The sequence below is a fragment of the Fibrobacter sp. UWCM genome (genome assembly GCF_900129735.1).
Classification (GTDB): Bacteria; Fibrobacterota; Fibrobacteria; order Fibrobacterales; family Fibrobacteraceae; genus Fibrobacter.
This window is the reverse complement of record NZ_FQWR01000003.1, coordinates 80265-96775: the sequence shown is the minus strand read 5'-3', so window position 1 is coordinate 96775 and position 16511 is coordinate 80265. Positions and strand designations below refer to the sequence as shown.

The window sequence follows — 16511 nt, the reverse complement described above, 5'->3', positions numbered from 1 at the left end:
ACGAATCCATTCTACTTCTTTTCCCGAATTCGCTTGTATAGGTTTTCGGCCTTCTCGGTATCGCCCGCGTTCGAGAACACGTGGCCCACGTTCTCGGCACCGATGCGGCCCTGCGAACTGCCCGCAAGCCAGGCCTTCATGTAGCATTCGAACGCTTCGTCGTAGCGCTTCTGGTTGAAGTAGATCTGCCCCAAATCCAGGTTGAGGTCGCCCTTGCCCTTGTTGTGCCGCAGGCCTTCTTCCAGTGTGAAGATTGCCATCCACGGGGAATTGTTCTGCACATACATCTGCGCGAGGTAGCGGCGGGCCGAAACGTTTTCGGGGTCCATCAGCAGGCCGTTTTCCATCTCGTTCAGGGACTGGCGCGTGGAATCCATGCTGCGGTAATAATAGGCAAGCGTGAAATGCACGTCGGCACCCGCGGTAGCTGTCATCTGGAGCGCATTCTGCAAGGTCTTGATGGCGTACTCGTAGTCGCCCAACTTCTCGTAGACTTCGGCAAGCCCGTACCAGGCATCCATGCGGTCGGGGTTCAGCTGCAGCGCCCGCTCGAAGTTCTTCTGCGCGAGCGTCCAGTCGCGGCCCTTCAGGTAACATTCCGCAAGCGCAAAGTGCACGTGGTCCGATTCCACCCCGAGTTCTATGGCGCGACGGTATGCCGCAATCGCATCGCCCGGCGAATCTGCGAGATAGTAGAGATCGCCGAGCAGCATCCACGCCTTCTCGAAATTCGGCAGGAGTTCTACGGTGCGCTTGTAGGCGACCATCGCGACCTGCTTGCGGTCGAGCTGCACCAGTGCGTTGCCCAAGTTGAACCATGCGAAAGGCTCGTATCGGCCCTCGTCAATCGCCGCGCGGTAGAGCGGCACCGCTTCCTTGTATTTTCCCTGGTCGTAAAGCTCGTTCGCCTTGAAGAAGTAATCTTCGGCAGCCCAGGAGAACGCGGTAAGAAGCAGAATCAGGAGCGAGATTGCCACGCCTCTACGAGGCTCGCAATGACGTTTTAAATTACTTGACAAAGCGGAACTCCTTTGTGGCCTTCTGTGCCACGGGATATCCGCCAAGCTGAGCGGGACTGAATTTCCACTGGCGAACTGCCTTCAGGGCCTCGTTCTCGAAGCCGTAACCCGGCGGGTCGAGGCTCATCACGTTCGCCTGCGCCACGTCGCCATACACGTCGATGACAACCATCACCTTCACGTAGCCTGAAATGCCGAGTTTCTTTGCGCGTTCGGGGAACTTCGGCTGAACTTCCTTAAGAACCTGGGCCTGTTCGTCCACTTCACCCGCCTCGTACACCACGTTCTCCATCGAGCCCGTACCCACGGCCACGCCGTCTCCTGCGGCTCCGCGAGCAAGCGACAAATCCATCTGGAAATTCTGGCTGCGGCTTACACCCATGTTCGAGGAAATCTTGAACGGATTCGGGTTCACGATAGTGCGTATAACCTTTTGCTTCACCTCGGGCTTTTTCTCGCTCACGAGCACCTCGACTTCCGTCACGGTGTCGAGTTCCTTCTCCGTCTTTACGCCCCTGTCGAAGAACAGCGCGTTCAGCACCGGCACGGCAAGGAAGAACACCGCGCTCACCGCAAAGGAGAGCACGAATGCCACCGGGAACCGGAAATATTTAGCGAGAAAGTCGAGCACTATTCCTCTTTGTTCGCGGAAATGGAAACCTTGCGGACTTTAGCCAAATTGCATTCGTCGAGAATGTCCACCACCACGCCGTTGGGGGCGTCGCGGTCGCTCACGATAATCACGGGGCGGTCGGGCGCTTCGGCCATCATCTGGCGCAATACTGTATTCAGGGTAGAGAGGTTCACCTGTGTCTCGTTGATGTGGATTGTCCCCTGGCGCGTCACGCCAATCAATATGCTTTCCTTCGCGAGTTCCTTCGCGGAGCTTGCCTTCGGCTTCGTCACGTCCACGCCGGTTTCGCGCGTGAAGGTCGACGTCACCACGAAGAAGATGAGCAAGATGAACACGATGTCGAGCATCGGGGAAATGTCTATCTTGCCGGAATCGCTAGAACGTTTACGTATGAAACTCATTTTTCCTCCTCCGCGGAACTATCCGCGACGGAATCGGCCGGCCCTGCCGCGCCATTTTCAAACACAAAGGATTCGTACTTGAGCGCTTCGCTCCACGCCTGCTTTTCGACCTTCTCGACACAGCCCGAGAGGAAGTTGTAGGCAAGCATCAGCGGGAACGCCACGAGCAGGCCCGCCTGCGTGGTAAGCATGGCTTCGGAGATGCCGTCGGCCAGGAGTGTCGGGTTTCCGAACCCGAAAAGCTTGATGGTATCGAAGGTGTGCGCCATGCCCGAGACCGTACCGAGCAGGCCGAGCATCGGGGCCAGTGCCGCGCATGTAGAAATCGTCTTGAGCGAGCGCGAGAGGTTCACGGATATGCGGTGGCGCGTCTCTTCCATCGCGTTACGCACGGCAACGGGGCCTTCTGCACGGTGGTCGCGCACGTCGCATGCAAGCGCGTAAAAGTAGCCGTAGGGCCTGCGGGCAAGTTTAGCGAACGCGACATCCTCGCCCTTCTTTTTCAGGTTGTTCCAGAACCCGCCGAACACGCCGTTCACGCTGCCGCCCTTGAGCATGAAGTAATAGCCGTAGCGTTCAAGCATCAAGAACCAGCCGAACCACCCGATAACGAATATGGGCGCAAGCACCCATCCTCCGCGGAAGAGCACGGCCATGGCGGCTTCGATTACAGATATTTCGCTTACGGTTTCCACAGGGATTCCCGCTTACTTTTCTTTGATCCAGAGCGCATTCAGCACGGCGAGCCCGGCACTTTCCATACGGCTGCGAACGGCGTCGGCGCGGTTCACGAGGAAGGTGTGAATCAGTTGCAAGGGAATCGCCGCAATCAGGCCCGCTTCCGTAGTCACGAGGGCGATGGAAATGCCCCCCGCCAAAAGCTTCGGGTCGGATGTACCGTGCATCGTAATCACGTCGAAGAGTTCAATCATACCCATCACGGTACCCAGGAGCCCAAGCAGCGGGGCGGTCGCCGCAATCACGGAAATCCAAGTGAGCCCGGATTCCAGCTTCGGGACATCGGCGGAGAAGAGTTCCTCGAGCGCCTTTTCGGCACCTTCGCGGCCGGCGTAGTTCTTGGAAAGCACGGTACGCAGCACCTTCCCCACTTCGCCGTGCGTCTTTGCCGCAAGCGAGCGTGCCGTATCGATGTCGCCCGCCTTGAGTGCCTTCAGCACGCGCCTGTTCGCGATACCGCCGAAGCCCCTCACCATGAGCCATACAAAGCGCCAGAGAGCGATGAGCAGGCCGATGGCAAACAGCGCAACAATCGGGTACATGATAATGCCGCCGTCCTTGAAGAACTGCCTGAGCTTGTCCTTCCAGGTGGTTTCCTGGTGGTTCGCGAGTTCAGACGAAAGTTCCGTACTCAGGAGCACGTCGACCGGCACCATCACGAACGCGGAATCGTTCACGTTCGCAAACACGGTCGCGATATTCTTCTTCGCTTCGGGAGCGAGGTTTTCTTGCCAGCTGTAGGCGCGCTTCTTTTCGCCCGCAACGGGGAGCATCATTGCCGCCGCGTGCAGGCCGTGAATGTCGGCGACGTTCGCCATCTGCACGGCATACAGCCCGCCGAGGCGCATGCGGTCGCCCTGCGCGACGGCAGAGCCAAACACGAGTTCTGCCTTCTCAACGCTTGTCTCGCGGGTAAAGGCCATCTCGGCGCGGGCCGCGTCGAGCACGCCCTTCGCAATGCGGAGCGGGTCGTCCTTGTAGAGGCCCATCTCTTTCTTCACCTTGTTCTGCACTTCCACGCGTTCCGCCATCTTGAAAGGCACGCCCTGTTCCTGGAACTTCGCGAGCGTCTCAAGGCGTTCCGGACCGGCAGCCAAGGACAGGAATTCGGCACGTGCTTTTTCGGCCTGGAGCTTCACCTGGGCCAGGTCCTCGCGGGCCACGCGCACGTCCTCGAACAGGCGGGCACGTTCCGACATCAGGGCATCGACCTTCTCCTTGCTTTCCTGGTACTTGTCGTTGAACATCTCGCGTTCCTGGTTTGCCGTCTCGCGGTCCTTCCAGCGGGCGGCAACTGCCATGTCGCGTTTTTTGCGGGCTTCTTCCAGGTCGGCCTTCGCGCTGTTGAGTTCTGCGCGCTTCTTTACCGCATCGATGTCGGAAGGCTGCTGAGCATTGGCTGCAGGAGCGAGAATTGCGAATGCTGCTACAACAAGAGGTATGAAGAAACGTGCACTGGATCCTTCGACTCCGCGCTTCGCGCTTCGCTCAGGATGACGATTGAGGCCAATTCCTAATTCCGAATTCCGAATTCCGAATTTCATCATTCACCCTCCTTCGGGAAGGCGACCGGTATGGTCACGAGCCTCGGAGCGGTCTTCCCTTCGGCGACCTTCATCACGTCCTTCAACACGGTACGCATCGCGAGGTCGTCGGACACGTTCTTCCAGGCGTAACCGCCATCGGGAGTCCTCGAAAGCCAAAGCACGTCGTTGCCGTCGTTGCTCACGAATACGGAGGCAACGGCACCGTAACGCAGGTACGTCCCCGGGACGCTGCGGGCATCCACCTGCAAAAAGCCCTTGTAGACCTCGGTCGTGTAGCCCAGGCGGATGCGGTCGTAAAACACCTCAAGCGTGCGGTTCAGGGCATCGTCCGCCTCTATAACACCCTTGTGGAGCTGGTCCGCAATTTCCCTGACGCTCTTTACCGTTTCCTCGTTCCTGTAGGGGAAGTCCGACTCGAAAACGGGTACCAGGGAATCGATAACCTTCGCGAACGATTCGTTGTACTTCGCCTTGCGGCTTTCGTACCAGCGGATGGTACCCATCGTCTTCTGGCGTACCTCGGCAATGTGCCCGAGTTCCGCCTTCAGGGAATCGATTTCGGCCTTGAGCGTCTTGTTCTGGCTCGAGAGCGCCTGCACCTTCTTGCGCCCGACTTCGACAAATTCCGCATGGCGCTTCTTTTCGGCGTCGTGCATGTTCTTTTCGCGGGCGGTTTCTGCCTCGACCGCCTTTATCTGGCGGCGTACGCTTTCCACCGTTTCCTGGGCGCCAGCCATTACGGCGACAAGCCCGATACATACGAGTAGTTTCGAGAATGTAAAATTCATATGCGAAAAATACAAAAAAGTGCCCCTAAAAAACAAAGATCCCCGCATAATGGCGGGGATGAGAAAACGGATTAGGAACCGTGTCGCAGATTACTTCTTGGAATCCTTGAAGTACTGAGCGGTGTTCTTTGCGCCGGCCTTCTTCAGGGCCTTAATCAGGCGGGTGTAGCCTTCGTTCGTGGCCCAGTCGAGTACGGAGTAGCCCTGGTCGCACTTGGCGTTCACGTCCACCTTCTTGTCGATGAGGAACATCATGGCGTCGTAGTTGCCGTTCTTCACGGTCCAGTGAATCGGGAGGTAGCCATCCGGGCCACGGTTCTCGAGCGGAGCGCCTGCATCGGCGAGCACCTGGAGCATGTCGACCTTGCCTGTCTTGGCGGCGATAAGCACTGCAGTGCCGAGGCTTGCCGGGTCTGCGCCTTCCTTCTTGAGCTGGTCAATGAGAAGCTTCACCACATCGGCGTTGCCCATCATCACGGCGTTGTCGAGCACGGCTTCACCGTTGCTGTTCTTGACGTTCGCCTTTGCGCCGTTGTTGAAGAGGTAGTTCAGCACCATCATGTTGCCCTTGTTTGCGGCAATGGCCACGGCGTTGTTACCGTTGTCGGCAATGGCGTCGATTTCGAAGGAGGCCTTCAGGAACACGGTCATCATGAGCGTATCGCTGTTGAATGCGTAATTGATGAAGTTGTTTGCATTGAAAGCGATGTGGTTGTTTTCGAGAGCCTTGCGGACGCCCTGGGGGTCGGCTTTGGCGAGGAAGGCCTGCACGGAGGCCGGATCCTTAAAGTTTACGTCGTCACCGCAGGCGACAAGGGAAAATGCAAGACCGAGACCGCAGAGTCCAAGAAGGGTTTTCTTCATTTTTTTACTCCAAAAAAGGTGTTTTTGTTCTTATACCTCTAAAATTACACTTTTTTTAGCCAATTTATTCACAAAAAAAAATTTTTTTCCAAATTTTTTTAAATTTCCACTCATGAGTAAATTTTTCTTTGCCTTAGCACTCGGCGCAGCCGCGATTTGCAACGCCGACACCGTCTTTATCGACAATTCCATGGCCGCCGACAATAAGAGCGACATCAACGAATACGAGGAACGCTTCGCTATCGGCCCCTACATCGAATTCACGAACATCAAGATGGACAACGTGAACTGGGACTACACGGTTTACGGCCGCAAGTACAATATCGAGGTCAACAACACGTTCACCTTCGGCGGTACGGGTATCCTCCCCTTCAACAACTACGTCGGCATCTATGCCATTCTCGCCTACCAGTTCCTGGGTGTTTCTTACAAGGACAGAAACCTCAAGGAAGCCTACGCGGTACAGGAAGCGATGGAAATCGAATATGACGGCTGGAACGTGCCCGTCGAGAAGGACGACATCGAGGGCCATCACAAGATTCACATCGCGCTCGCGCAGATTGGCGTGGATTTCGGCGTTCCGCTGTACAGCAGCTACAACTACCAGTTCATGTGCAAGCTCTACGGTTTCGTGGGCGGCATTACCGGCAAGACGTTCTTCCAGAACGATTCCAAGTACTTAGCTCCCGCTATTTGGGGCTACACCTACGGTGCGGGCCTGCGCGTCGCGTTCCATGCCTTCACGCTCGCCGGCGGCATTCGCAATACGCACGAATACTTCCACACCTACTACGAGCAGCCCATTTCGGACAAGAAGGAAAACGAGGAGTTCATGCTTGACTTCGACGCCTTCCTCCAGCCCTACGTAAGCGCGACAATAGATTTGTTCTAAATAATTTAAGGCGCCGTTTAGGCGCCCACGCAAATTTAAGGCTTTTTAATCTTGAGTTTATCGCCGGGCTTGATCTTTGTGTCCTTGAGCCCGTTCCACTTCATTATGTCTTCCTTGGTCGTCTTGTAGCTCTTGGCTATGTCGAACAAGGAATCGCCCTGCTTCACCGTGTAGGTGATGAATTTTTCGGCCTGTGCGCCGGAATTCTCCTTCGAGGCAGGTTTTGCAGCCCCCTTCGCGCCACGAACCACGAGCGTATCGCCCGGATGGATATTCGAGTTGGTTAGCCCGTTCCAAGCCATCAGGTCATCGACCGTGCAGGAGAACTTCTTCGAGATGTAGTAGAGATTGTCGCCCGATTCCACCACGTAGGTATTGCCCTTCGTGGGAGCGACCTTCTCGGATGTCTTCTTCGCCTTTTCCGCCTTCTCGTTAGCCTTCTTGCTATCGGCCTTCGGTTCGGGCTTTGCGGGCTTCTTGGGCGGCGTGTAGGCCGGAATTACGAGTGAATCTCCGATGGTAAGCCTGCGGATAAACCCGCTGTTCGCTTCCATCAAAAGGCGCGTCGGTATGGAGAGTGCCTCGGCAATATTCGCGTAGGTATCACCCGCCCCCACCACGTAGCGTTCCCCCTTCTTGAGGGTAATCTTCTTCACTTCGTCTGCGGGCTTGAGCTCGGGCTTAGACACGAAAATTGTATCGCCGGGCTTTACGACCGCGCTCGGTTCCATCTGGTTCCAAATGCGCAGGGATTCCTGCGAGACGCCGAACTGGCGGGCGATAGATGCGAGGTTGTCGCTCAGTTCCACCACGTAGGTGCGCACCTTCATGGGCTTCTTGCCCGATGACTTCTTCGGGCTCACCTTGATAGGAATCAGGAGTGTCTTGCCCTGGCGCACGCGGTCGTTCTTGAGGTTGTTCGCGAGCTTGAGTTCCGTGACGGTAATGCCGTACTGCTTGGCAATCGCCCCCAGGTTCTCGCCCTTCTTGACCCTGTGGTGGTGCCAGCTGGAGAACGAGTTCTTCTGCATGCGGTCATAGCCCTCGACAAAAGCAGAGCGGGTGCCGAACGGCAGGCGCAGCAGGTAAGAATCCACGTTGGGCGGCGTACACCACATCACGAGTTCCATGTTGAGCGTGCGGAGAGTATCTTCGGGGACCTTCAGGAGTTTCGCCACTTCTTCGAGCGAGAAGGAGTCGAACACCGTCACGGTATCGAACTGCGGGCGGAACGTCTGCTTCACGTTGATATCGTACTGTTCCGGGTAATGACCGATGACCATCGCCGCGAGGATACGCGGAACGTAGTGCATCGTCTCCTTCGGGAGTTCCAAATCCCAGTAGGTCACGGCCTGCGTGGTATCGTGAGTGGAATCTGCCTTCCATTCGCGGATTTCGCGACGGATACGGCCTTCACCGCAGTTGTAGGCAGCCATGGCCAAGAGCCAGTCGCCAAATTCATTGTAGAGGTAAGAGAGGTAGTTGAGCGCGGCCTCGGTAGCAAGTTCCGGGTTGCGGCGCATGTCCACCCAGTAGTCAACGCTCAGGCCGTAGCGCTTGCCCGTCTCGGGGATAAACTGCCACAGGCCCGAAGCCTTCGCGCGGCTGTAGGCCTTCACCTTGAAGCCGGATTCCACGAGGGAAAGGAATATGAGGTCGCGGGGCATGTTGTGCTCGGCGAGCTTCGCGTAGACAAGCGAATCGTAGGCGGTCTTGCGGCTGAGCGACCCTTCGGTAAAGCTTTTTGCCTTTGAGGTGAGGTAGAATACCTCCTGCAGCACGCGCTCGTTGAACTTGATGGGGAGCGTAAACTCGTTCACGTCGAGGGAATCGAGCTGGTACTCGAGGCTCGTGAGGGAGGCGCTGTCGGCAAGGACGCTTTCGTCCTGGAATATGCCGTCGAGCGGGCCTTCGTCGGCACCCGTCACCTCGTTGGGGTAAACTTCGTCGAGCGCACGCACCAATAGCACGGACATCTTGAGCCTGTAGAGGGAATCCTCCTTAGGGCTCACATTCGCGTAAGTAGAATCGAAATGTTCAGTAACAAGATTGCGGAGAGAGCGGTTCAGGTAACGGCGAGCCTGGTTCCATTCCTGGTTGTCCATCGCCTGCAATGCGTACTGGTAGTTTTCCCACGAGGGGCGCATGGCAAGCGAATCGGAAACCTTGAACCGGAGCGACCATTCGGCAAAAGACAGCGTATCGCTCACAGGCGCTTCTTGCACCTGCACGTCGGCCAAACCGCTATCGGCCTGGTTTGGAGCACAGGCTAACAGGACGGATGTAGCGAATACGGCTAAAAGATAGCCAACAGGCCAGCACCAGCGGATCACTGGTCGTAGTCCAGGTCTTCGGCGTAATCGGACCAGATCTGGTCGCGCTTGAAGGAAGGCTGGTCGAAGTCCACTTCCTCGTCGACTTCTTCCTCTTCCTCGATTTCTTCCTCTTCTTCTTCGTTGGAGAAGGGCATCGGGGCATCAAAACCATCACCTTTAGGGCGGCGACCACAATGATAGGCGAACTGTAACATAATACCTCTTGTTTCAGTTTAACACGCGCGCCATGCCATACAGGATAACCCCGCACATCACAAGGGCGGCAACCATCTGGAGAATGATTATCACGCGATTCACGCGATAAGCCTTCTGTGCCTTCCTATGCCACGCGGGAAGATTCTGTTTTTGTCTGGACGCGAGACTCACGGAGGCAAATATATACATAAACTTGAAAAAGCAACAAGAAAAATCAAAAAAAGTTAAATTTTTTGAGGATTATGAAGAAAATCCTGCTCTCACTGCTGTTTATAGCCCAAATCCTGTACGCCCAAATTGGCATCGGGCAGGATATGGAGGGCGTCCGCGTGCCTACCGCGAACACCTTGAGCCAGGGTTATTTCTTTATTTCGGGCAGTTACGAGGCTATAAGCGACGGGCATGCGCTCGCCATGAACGGCTACACAATCGACGACGGCTCCGACATCAACCCGCTCGACAAGAACACGCCCTCCTCGGGCGGCTCGCTTACGCTCGGGTTCGGTGCGACTGACAACCTGGAACTCTCGCTCATGCTCCCCCTCTACTACGAGGGCACCATCGACGGTACGGAACTTGACGGTTTCGGCGCAGGCGACCTGTATGCGGGAATCAAGTATTCCTACCCCATTCCGGGCGTTCCGGTCAATCTCGCGTTCGTAAGCGCCCTCACGCTCCCCACGGGCGCTAAATCCATCGGGTTTCGGCCCAGGCACCAGTGGTTCATATACAACAACAACAATTCGTACGCCTACACGGCAGGCAAGTGGGGCTTGTTCATAGAAGGAATCGTTTCGGTAAACATCTTCGACTACGTCTACTGGAACAGCTATGCGGGCTACTTCCACGTGCTGAACGCAAAGAACTACACCGTGGTCTGGGGTTCCGGGTTCGAGATATTCCCGAAGAAGATGGTTTCGGGCGTGCTCGAGATGACTGCAGAAACATCGCTGTTCCGCGACAATCCCGTCAAGGAACTCATGAACGACGTGTTCCGCGTGACGCCCGCGGTGAAGATTCATTTGCCCGATATGCTCAACCTGATGCTCGGCATGGACGTGGGTTTCGACTTCGTGCGCAAGGCGAACCTCGACAACAGCATAGAGGTAAACCGGCGGTACGAAGACAAGACGCTCAAGTACAACATTCGCGGTACGCCCGAGTTCGCGATGGTCCTCGCCGTCACCAAGACGCTTGACTTTAGCCGCAAGGATGCCGACAATGACGGTGTGATTGACCGCCATGACCTGTGCCCGAACACCGAACTGGGGGTCGCGGTCAACAGCAGGGGTTGCCCTGTGGATAACGACCAGGATGGCGTGCTCAACATATTCGACAACTGCCCCGAGACCCCGCGCGGCGTAACCGTAGACTATTTCGGATGCCCCGTAGATAATGACGGTGACGGCGTACCGGACTATCTGGACCAGTGCCAGGCGACGCCCAAGGGTACGGCTGTCGATAGCACAGGATGTATGCGCGACAGCGATGGCGACGGCGTGGACGACAACCATGACAAGTGCCCGAACTCGCTTTCGAGGGACAAGGTGGACGAGGACGGCTGCCCGCTCGACGATGACCACGATGGCGTATTGAACGACCGCGACGAGTGCCCGCATACCCCGCGCGGATACTCAGTCGACCTTCGTGGATGCCCGCTCGATTTTGACCATGACGGCGTTCCCAACGATATCGACATGTGCCCGAACAGCGTCGAGGGTGAAACTGTGGACGAGGACGGCTGCCCCGCCGACAACGACCGCGACGGCGTCGCTGACAGCAGGGACAAGTGCCTCGACACCCCTAGAGGATTCCCGGTAGACGAGAACGGATGCCCGCGCGACCACGACGAGGACGGCGTGCCTGACGCGCTCGACGAGTGCCCGAACTCGCCCGCACACGCTCCCGTGGATTCTGTCGGATGCCCGATTGACTCGGACAACGATGAGGTGTACGACTACATGGACAAATGCCCGGGAACGTTCCCGAACGTGATTGTCGGGCGTGACGGATGCCCGCTGAACTCGAAGAACAACCTGAACTCCATCGCCGCGCTCGTGAAGTTCAAGAACAATTCCGAAACGCTGCTGAACTCGAGCTACACCGCACTGAACGATGTTATCTACCTGATGCGCAAGTTCGTGTTCGACCTCGAAATACAGTGCAGCACCCCCGCGGGAGAAGAGGTCTCGAACCTGCAGGCGCAGGCGATTGCCGATTACCTCATCGAGAAGGGAATCGACAAGAAGCGCATCCACGCGCAAGGGTTCGGGGCGAAACTCCCGCAAGGCGAAGAATTCAAGAACTGGAACAGGAGCGGCGTGCGGCTCATCCCCATAATGTACGCCGAAGAAGAACAGAAATGATAAACACGACCCTCTGCTATATTGAGCAAGACGGCAAGTACCTGCTGCTCCACCGCGTCAAGAAGAAGAACGATATCAACAAGGACAAGTGGATTGGAATCGGCGGCAAGTTCGAGGAAAAGGAATCGCCCGAGGACTGCATCCGACGCGAGGTCATGGAAGAAACCGGACTTACTCTTGTGCACCCGCGCTACCGCGGTATCGTGACATTCATCAGCGACGGCATGCAGGAAACGGAATTCATGCACCTGTTCACCGCAACCGAATTTGCGGGTACAATCAAGGAATGCGACGAGGGGACTCTCGAGTGGGTGCCCAAGGAAGACGTGATTCGCCTCCCCCACTGGGACGGCGACCTCATATTCCTCGCCCTGCTGGAACGGGGCGAGCCGTTCTTCTCGTTAAAATTGACGTATGCGGGATCGACGCTTACCGAGGCCCTGTTGAACGAGAAGCCTGTATTCGTCAAGGATTTTATTTAACCAGTTTATAATGTTTGCTTCAAGGAGCACTTCGCACGCTCACACAATCACTTCGTTCCAGTGTTCGCTTTGCAAAAGTGCCCCTCTACGCAAAGACCACGATATTTGTTCCGGACGGAAATAGTTTATCGCAGGATATTTGAGAAAAGACGGGTTCTGCAGAATCCCTTGTGACTGTTAGTCCCTTCGGGATTCTACGAAAATCAATTCTGATATTAAACTGCGGGAAGGAGTTCCCACACGCTCACACAATCACTTCGTGCGAGTATTTGCTTTTGTATTTATAAGAAGCGAGCACTACCACTTGGCTAGCGCGTTTGCGATAATCAGGTCCTGCAGCTTCTCGATGGCGCGGGCCTGGCCGTGCCTTTCTTCGGATTCGTTCTTCTGGATATCGTACACGCCGTCGGCAGAGAGCGACTTGTTCTCGTAGATAATGCGTTCCTTCACGTTGTCGTAGAACTTCACGCTCACGCGGATGGTCACGCGGTACGTTTCCACGTCGCTGTTGCTGTTGTAGTTCTCGGGCTTGTTCGCATAACTCAGGAGCGTAATCTCGAAATCGGCATTCGCCTCCTCGTTCACGAGGCGGATGCCGCCAGCGTTCTTCTTGAACATGTCGACAACCGCCGTGTGCAGGTCATTTGCCAGCACCGGGTCGAGGGCCTTGTCTTCGACATCGTGAATCTGCACCGTCTTGATGTGGCTCGGGAGCGTACTTGCCGTAAAGCTGTAGCAGCCCGAAAAAACAAGCGTAAGCAGGCTCAGGCTAACACATGCAAGCAACCGGGTAAAGACCTTTCCGTTGAACAAGAACATATTGCAAATGTAGCATATTTTGCAGGCAAAAACATTTTTATATTAAAAAGAAAAGGCTTCACTGAAAATGGCATGTTATTCATACAAGGTCGCAGGGCACGTTTTCACTCTGGAATCCGGGCTCGAAATTGCCCCGCTGCTCGACAACTACGCGCCGTTCGCCTATGCAGGCGACGAATCCGCGCTGTTTTCCCTGAAAATCGAGAAGGGCGACTCCCCCGCATTTACCGAAGAGACCAGGCAGGACGAGGAAGGCCAGCAGATTATCTGCGGGCACACGCAGGGCAACGACGCCGTATTTGAATTCAGGCTGCAGAACAGGATTTGCGGGACGCTTGTTTGCGAAGGAGAATACCGGCGGGGAACGCTCTATCTCACCGAATTCGCCCAGAAATTTTCGATAAACAACTCTCTGATGGTTTTCTACGCCCTTGCGACGGCCCGCCACAAGACGGCTCTATTCCATTCGGCCGTAATAAAGCATGAAGGCTACGGGTACATGTTCCTCGGCAAGAGCGGCACGGGAAAGAGCACGCACGCGCGTCTCTGGCTCGAAAACATCGAAGGTTCGGTGCTCCTGAACGACGACAACCCGGTGGTACGCGTATTCGATAACGAAATCCGCGTGTTCGGTTCGCCCTGGAGCGGCAAGACGCCCTGCTATAAGAACGATTCTTGCGCCCTCGGGGGCATCGTGCTCTTGAGCCAGGCTCCCTACAACAAGATTGAGCGGTTACGCGGGATAGAGGCTTATGCAGCCCTCGTGCCGAGCATCTCCGGCAAGCGCTGGGACAAGCAAATCGCCGACGGGCTTCACGAAACCGAAAATGCACTTGCGATGAGGGTGCCTACCTGGTACCTGGAATGCCTTCCCGACGCGGATGCGGCCAATACCAGCTACAACGCCATAAGGGTACAGGAAGCATGAACGTTTCGGACGACGAAATTCTCGCGGAAGCCATCCGGCTTGTAGCGGAAGGAATCCCGGTCACCTTCCCCGTGAACGGCAGGAGCATGCTCCCGTTTATCGTGGGTGGCCGTGAAAGCGTCGTCCTGGAAAAGGCGATTGCCCCGCAGGTCGGCGATATCGTGCTTGCATTTGTCGAAGGCAACCGCTACGTCATACACCGCATATTGAAAATCGACGGCGAAAGCGTGATTCTCATGGGCGATGGAAACCTCTACGGGGTTGAACATTGCAAGGTTACGGATATCAAGGCGCAGGCCACTTATGCCGTGAACAGCAAGGGTAAACGCCGCTCGCTCGTTTCAAGACAATCGAGGCGACGCGCATCGCTCTGGTGCAGGCTCAGGCCCGCGCGGAAATGGTTACTATTGTGTTATAGAATTTTAGAAAAGGTAAAGGCATTATGAAACTGAAAAGCGGATTCGTGCTGCGCGACGTGTGCGGCGAACAGGTGATTATGGGCGAAGGTATCGGCGCTCTCGATTTCGGGCGGCTCCTGTGCCTCAACGAGACGGCAGTATTCCTTTGGAAAAAGGCAGACGCCGCGGGCGAATTCAGCGTCGATTCTCTTGTCGAGGCCCTTTGCGAAGAATACGACGTGAGTGCGGAACAGGCCAAGACGGATGTCGCCGCCATCGTCGAAGAATGGAAGAAGGTCGGCGTCGTAGAATGAAATACGCGGCCTGGCTATGGCGCAACACGCGCGGTACACGGCTAAACGCCCTGGTACGCATCGGGATCGGTTCGGTCCAGGTGGTGCTCGGGCTATTGATGGTATGGCTCTCCAAGAAATTTATCGACGAGACCATACGCACGGGAACATCGCGCGAAATCGCGTGGATGATTGCATTCCTCGTGCTTACCGTCGTGGGGCGAATCCTGCTCCGCCAGGTCTACTACTACATGACGACGGTCACCGTCACGCGCAAGTCTAACGCGCTCCGGCTCGACCTCTTCGGCAGGTATTTCTCGAAGCACCTCTTTAGCGAGCACGACTTCCATTCCGGTGACATAACCTCGCGCCTCACGAAGGACATCGATTCCGTAGCGACGGTCATTGCCGACACGCTCCCGCAGATGGTCGTTACGGGCTTGCAGTTGCTGGGCGCGTTCCTGCTGATGCGGTTCTTCGATGCGCGACTCGCCTGGGCGCTCGTGATATTCACGCCGTTCGCGATTGTCATCGGGAAGTTTATCGCCCACCGCCTCAAGAACATGACGCACGATATCCGCGAGAAGGAAAGCAATATCCAGATGCATGTGCAGGAAGGCGTGGAACACAATGCGGTACTGCGCTCTCTCGGGAGCGAACAGTGGATGACGGAGCGTCTCGGCACCATGCAGAGCGAACTCGAGAGTGGCGTGCAGCGCAGGACAAAGTTCTCGACCGTCACGCGGTTCATGCTCGGGTGCGCCTTCGGCATCGGCTACCTGATGGCATTCGTGTGGGGCGGTATCGGGCTCAGAAACGGCGTAATCACGTTCGGCGTCATGACATCGTTCCTGCAGCTGGTGGGGCAAATCCAGCAGCCGATTCTTACGCTACTCAACATGACCCCGCAGGTCGTGCACTCCACCGCAAGTATCGACAGGCTCGAGGAAATCCGTACAGGCGACGATGTTGCTGGCAACGCGCTTGCGGTAAGCGACGCGCCTGCGGCGAACGGCGAGGAATCAAACGACGCTGTATCAAACGGTTCTCTGTTAAACGGTGCGGCATTAAACGGCGCGGCCGGGGTGCGGTTCGAGGATGCCACGTTCAAGTACGCGAAGGGCGACCGCGAAATTGTATCGCACTTTACTCACGATTTTAAACCGGGTACAAAGACAGCCCTCCTGGGCGAAACCGGCGCCGGGAAGACGACCCTCTTCAGGCTCATGCTCGGGTTTATCGAACCTACCGGCGGGCACGTCTCGGTATATGCGGCGCAGTCAAACTCGGGCGACAAGCCTACAGCGCCCCCTGCTGGCAACAACGAGTTCCCCGCAGGCAAGGCGACGCGGGCGAATTTCGTATATGTCCCGCAGGGCAACACGCTCATGAGCGGCTCCATCCGGTACAACCTGCTCCTTGCAAAGCCTAGCGCAAGCGACGAGGAACTCAGGGCGGCTTTGCATACCGCCTGTGCAGACTTCGTGCTAGATTTCCCCCGCGGGCTCGATACCGAAATCGGCGAGCGGGGCGCGGGCCTCAGCGAGGGCCAGGCACAGCGTATCGCGATTGCCCGCGGGTTGCTCCGCCCGGGCAGCATCCTCTTGCTTGACGAAATCAGCGCGTCGCTCGACGAAGAAACCGAACGCGAACTGTACACGCGCCTCTTTGCCGCCTTCCCCGAAAAGACGATGATCTTCATCACCCACCGTAGCGCAATCTGCACCCTCTGCGACGAGATTGTGCGGGTTTGATACAGCCGCTACCCGCAGTAAATTTTCTATCTTTACCCCTGTTAAATTTTTATCATC

General features: G+C 56.4%; 18 protein-coding genes. 7 read left to right on the top strand and 11 right to left on the bottom strand.

Annotated elements, in window-relative coordinates; genetic code table 11:
* Nucleotides 1-11: 11 nt before the first annotated feature.
* The 7 genes from BUB22_RS03050 to BUB22_RS03020 all read right to left on the bottom strand — a co-directional run bounded on the left by BUB22_RS03050 (nt 12) and on the right by BUB22_RS03020 (nt 5991).
* On the bottom strand, nt 12-977 hold the full coding sequence (locus BUB22_RS03050; RefSeq protein ID WP_254794611.1) for a tetratricopeptide repeat protein: 966 nt from the start codon (nt 975-977) through the stop codon (nt 12-14).
* Between the two features lie 31 nt (nt 978-1008).
* Entirely contained in the window at nt 1009-1650 is a 642-nt protein-coding gene (locus tag BUB22_RS03045; protein WP_072812132.1) for an energy transducer TonB, read from the bottom strand.
* Nucleotides 1650-2054, bottom strand: coding sequence for an ExbD/TolR family protein (locus tag BUB22_RS03040; RefSeq protein ID WP_072812130.1), 405 nt, complete (start codon nt 2052-2054; stop codon nt 1650-1652). Before BUB22_RS03040 ends, BUB22_RS03045 begins: the two co-directional genes overlap by 1 nt.
* Nucleotides 2051-2749 (bottom strand): MotA/TolQ/ExbB proton channel family protein, encoded by a 699-nt coding sequence (locus BUB22_RS03035; RefSeq protein ID WP_073113868.1) that lies wholly within the window; start codon nt 2747-2749, stop codon nt 2051-2053. The genes BUB22_RS03040 and BUB22_RS03035 overlap by 4 nt, the downstream gene beginning before the upstream one ends.
* 12 nt (nt 2750-2761) lie before the next feature.
* Complete coding sequence (locus BUB22_RS03030; RefSeq protein ID WP_254794610.1) at nt 2762-4339, bottom strand: MotA/TolQ/ExbB proton channel family protein; 1578 nt, start codon at nt 4337-4339, stop codon at nt 2762-2764.
* On the bottom strand, nt 4336-5127 hold the full coding sequence (locus tag BUB22_RS03025) for a DUF3450 family protein (RefSeq protein ID WP_073113993.1): 792 nt from the start codon (nt 5125-5127) through the stop codon (nt 4336-4338). Before BUB22_RS03025 ends, BUB22_RS03030 begins: the two co-directional genes overlap by 4 nt.
* Nucleotides 5128-5217: 90 nt before the next feature.
* Entirely contained in the window at nt 5218-5991 is a 774-nt protein-coding gene (locus BUB22_RS03020; RefSeq protein ID WP_072812128.1) for an ankyrin repeat domain-containing protein, read from the bottom strand.
* A gap of 112 nt (nt 5992-6103) precedes the next feature.
* Between BUB22_RS03020 and BUB22_RS03015 the strand changes: the two genes are divergently transcribed.
* A complete protein-coding gene (locus BUB22_RS03015; protein ID WP_072812126.1) occupies nt 6104-6883 on the top strand; it encodes a hypothetical protein in 780 nt (259 codons plus the stop codon).
* A 35-nt stretch (nt 6884-6918) separates the two neighbouring features.
* Here the strand turns inward: BUB22_RS03015 and BUB22_RS03010 are convergent, their stop codons facing one another.
* The 3 genes from BUB22_RS03010 to BUB22_RS16560 form a co-directional block, all read right to left on the bottom strand.
* The gene (locus BUB22_RS03010; RefSeq protein ID WP_254794609.1) at nt 6919-9093 is read right to left on the bottom strand and encodes a LysM peptidoglycan-binding domain-containing protein; all 2175 of its coding nucleotides are present in this window, start codon (nt 9091-9093) and stop codon (nt 6919-6921) included.
* 119 nt (nt 9094-9212) lie between these two features.
* Nucleotides 9213-9413 (bottom strand): hypothetical protein, encoded by a 201-nt coding sequence (locus tag BUB22_RS16225; RefSeq protein ID WP_139258684.1) that lies wholly within the window; start codon nt 9411-9413, stop codon nt 9213-9215.
* A 13-nt stretch (nt 9414-9426) separates the two neighbouring features.
* A complete protein-coding gene (locus BUB22_RS16560; protein WP_175547222.1) occupies nt 9427-9585 on the bottom strand; it encodes a hypothetical protein in 159 nt (52 codons plus the stop codon).
* Nucleotides 9586-9656: 71 nt separating this feature from the next.
* On the opposite strand from BUB22_RS16560, the gene BUB22_RS17215 reads away from it, so the two are divergent.
* Nucleotides 9657-11780, top strand: a complete 2124-nt coding sequence (locus tag BUB22_RS17215) for a thrombospondin type 3 repeat-containing protein (RefSeq protein ID WP_073113867.1) — start codon at nt 9657-9659, stop codon at nt 11778-11780.
* Entirely contained in the window at nt 11777-12262 is a 486-nt protein-coding gene (locus BUB22_RS03000; protein ID WP_073113866.1) for an NUDIX hydrolase, read from the top strand. The genes BUB22_RS17215 and BUB22_RS03000 overlap by 4 nt, the downstream gene beginning before the upstream one ends.
* Nucleotides 12263-12559: 297 nt before the next feature.
* Here BUB22_RS03000 and BUB22_RS02995 read toward each other — a convergent pair whose 3' ends face one another.
* On the bottom strand, nt 12560-13081 hold the full coding sequence (locus BUB22_RS02995) for an LptE family protein (protein WP_073113865.1): 522 nt from the start codon (nt 13079-13081) through the stop codon (nt 12560-12562).
* Between the two features lie 67 nt (nt 13082-13148).
* On the opposite strand from BUB22_RS02995, the gene BUB22_RS02990 reads away from it, so the two are divergent.
* The 4 genes from BUB22_RS02990 to BUB22_RS02975 are packed head-to-tail and all read left to right on the top strand — an operon-like array spanning nt 13149 to nt 16454.
* Complete coding sequence (locus BUB22_RS02990; protein ID WP_217650342.1) at nt 13149-14009, top strand: hypothetical protein; 861 nt, start codon at nt 13149-13151, stop codon at nt 14007-14009.
* On the top strand, nt 14006-14455 hold the full coding sequence (locus BUB22_RS02985; protein WP_073113863.1) for a S24/S26 family peptidase: 450 nt from the start codon (nt 14006-14008) through the stop codon (nt 14453-14455). Before BUB22_RS02990 ends, BUB22_RS02985 begins: the two co-directional genes overlap by 4 nt.
* Complete coding sequence (locus BUB22_RS02980) at nt 14452-14721, top strand: PqqD family protein (RefSeq protein ID WP_072812113.1); 270 nt, start codon at nt 14452-14454, stop codon at nt 14719-14721. The genes BUB22_RS02985 and BUB22_RS02980 overlap by 4 nt, the downstream gene beginning before the upstream one ends.
* Entirely contained in the window at nt 14718-16454 is a 1737-nt protein-coding gene (locus BUB22_RS02975; RefSeq protein WP_175547221.1) for an ABC transporter ATP-binding protein, read from the top strand. The genes BUB22_RS02980 and BUB22_RS02975 overlap by 4 nt, the downstream gene beginning before the upstream one ends.
* The last annotated feature ends 57 nt before the right edge of the window (nt 16455-16511 follow it).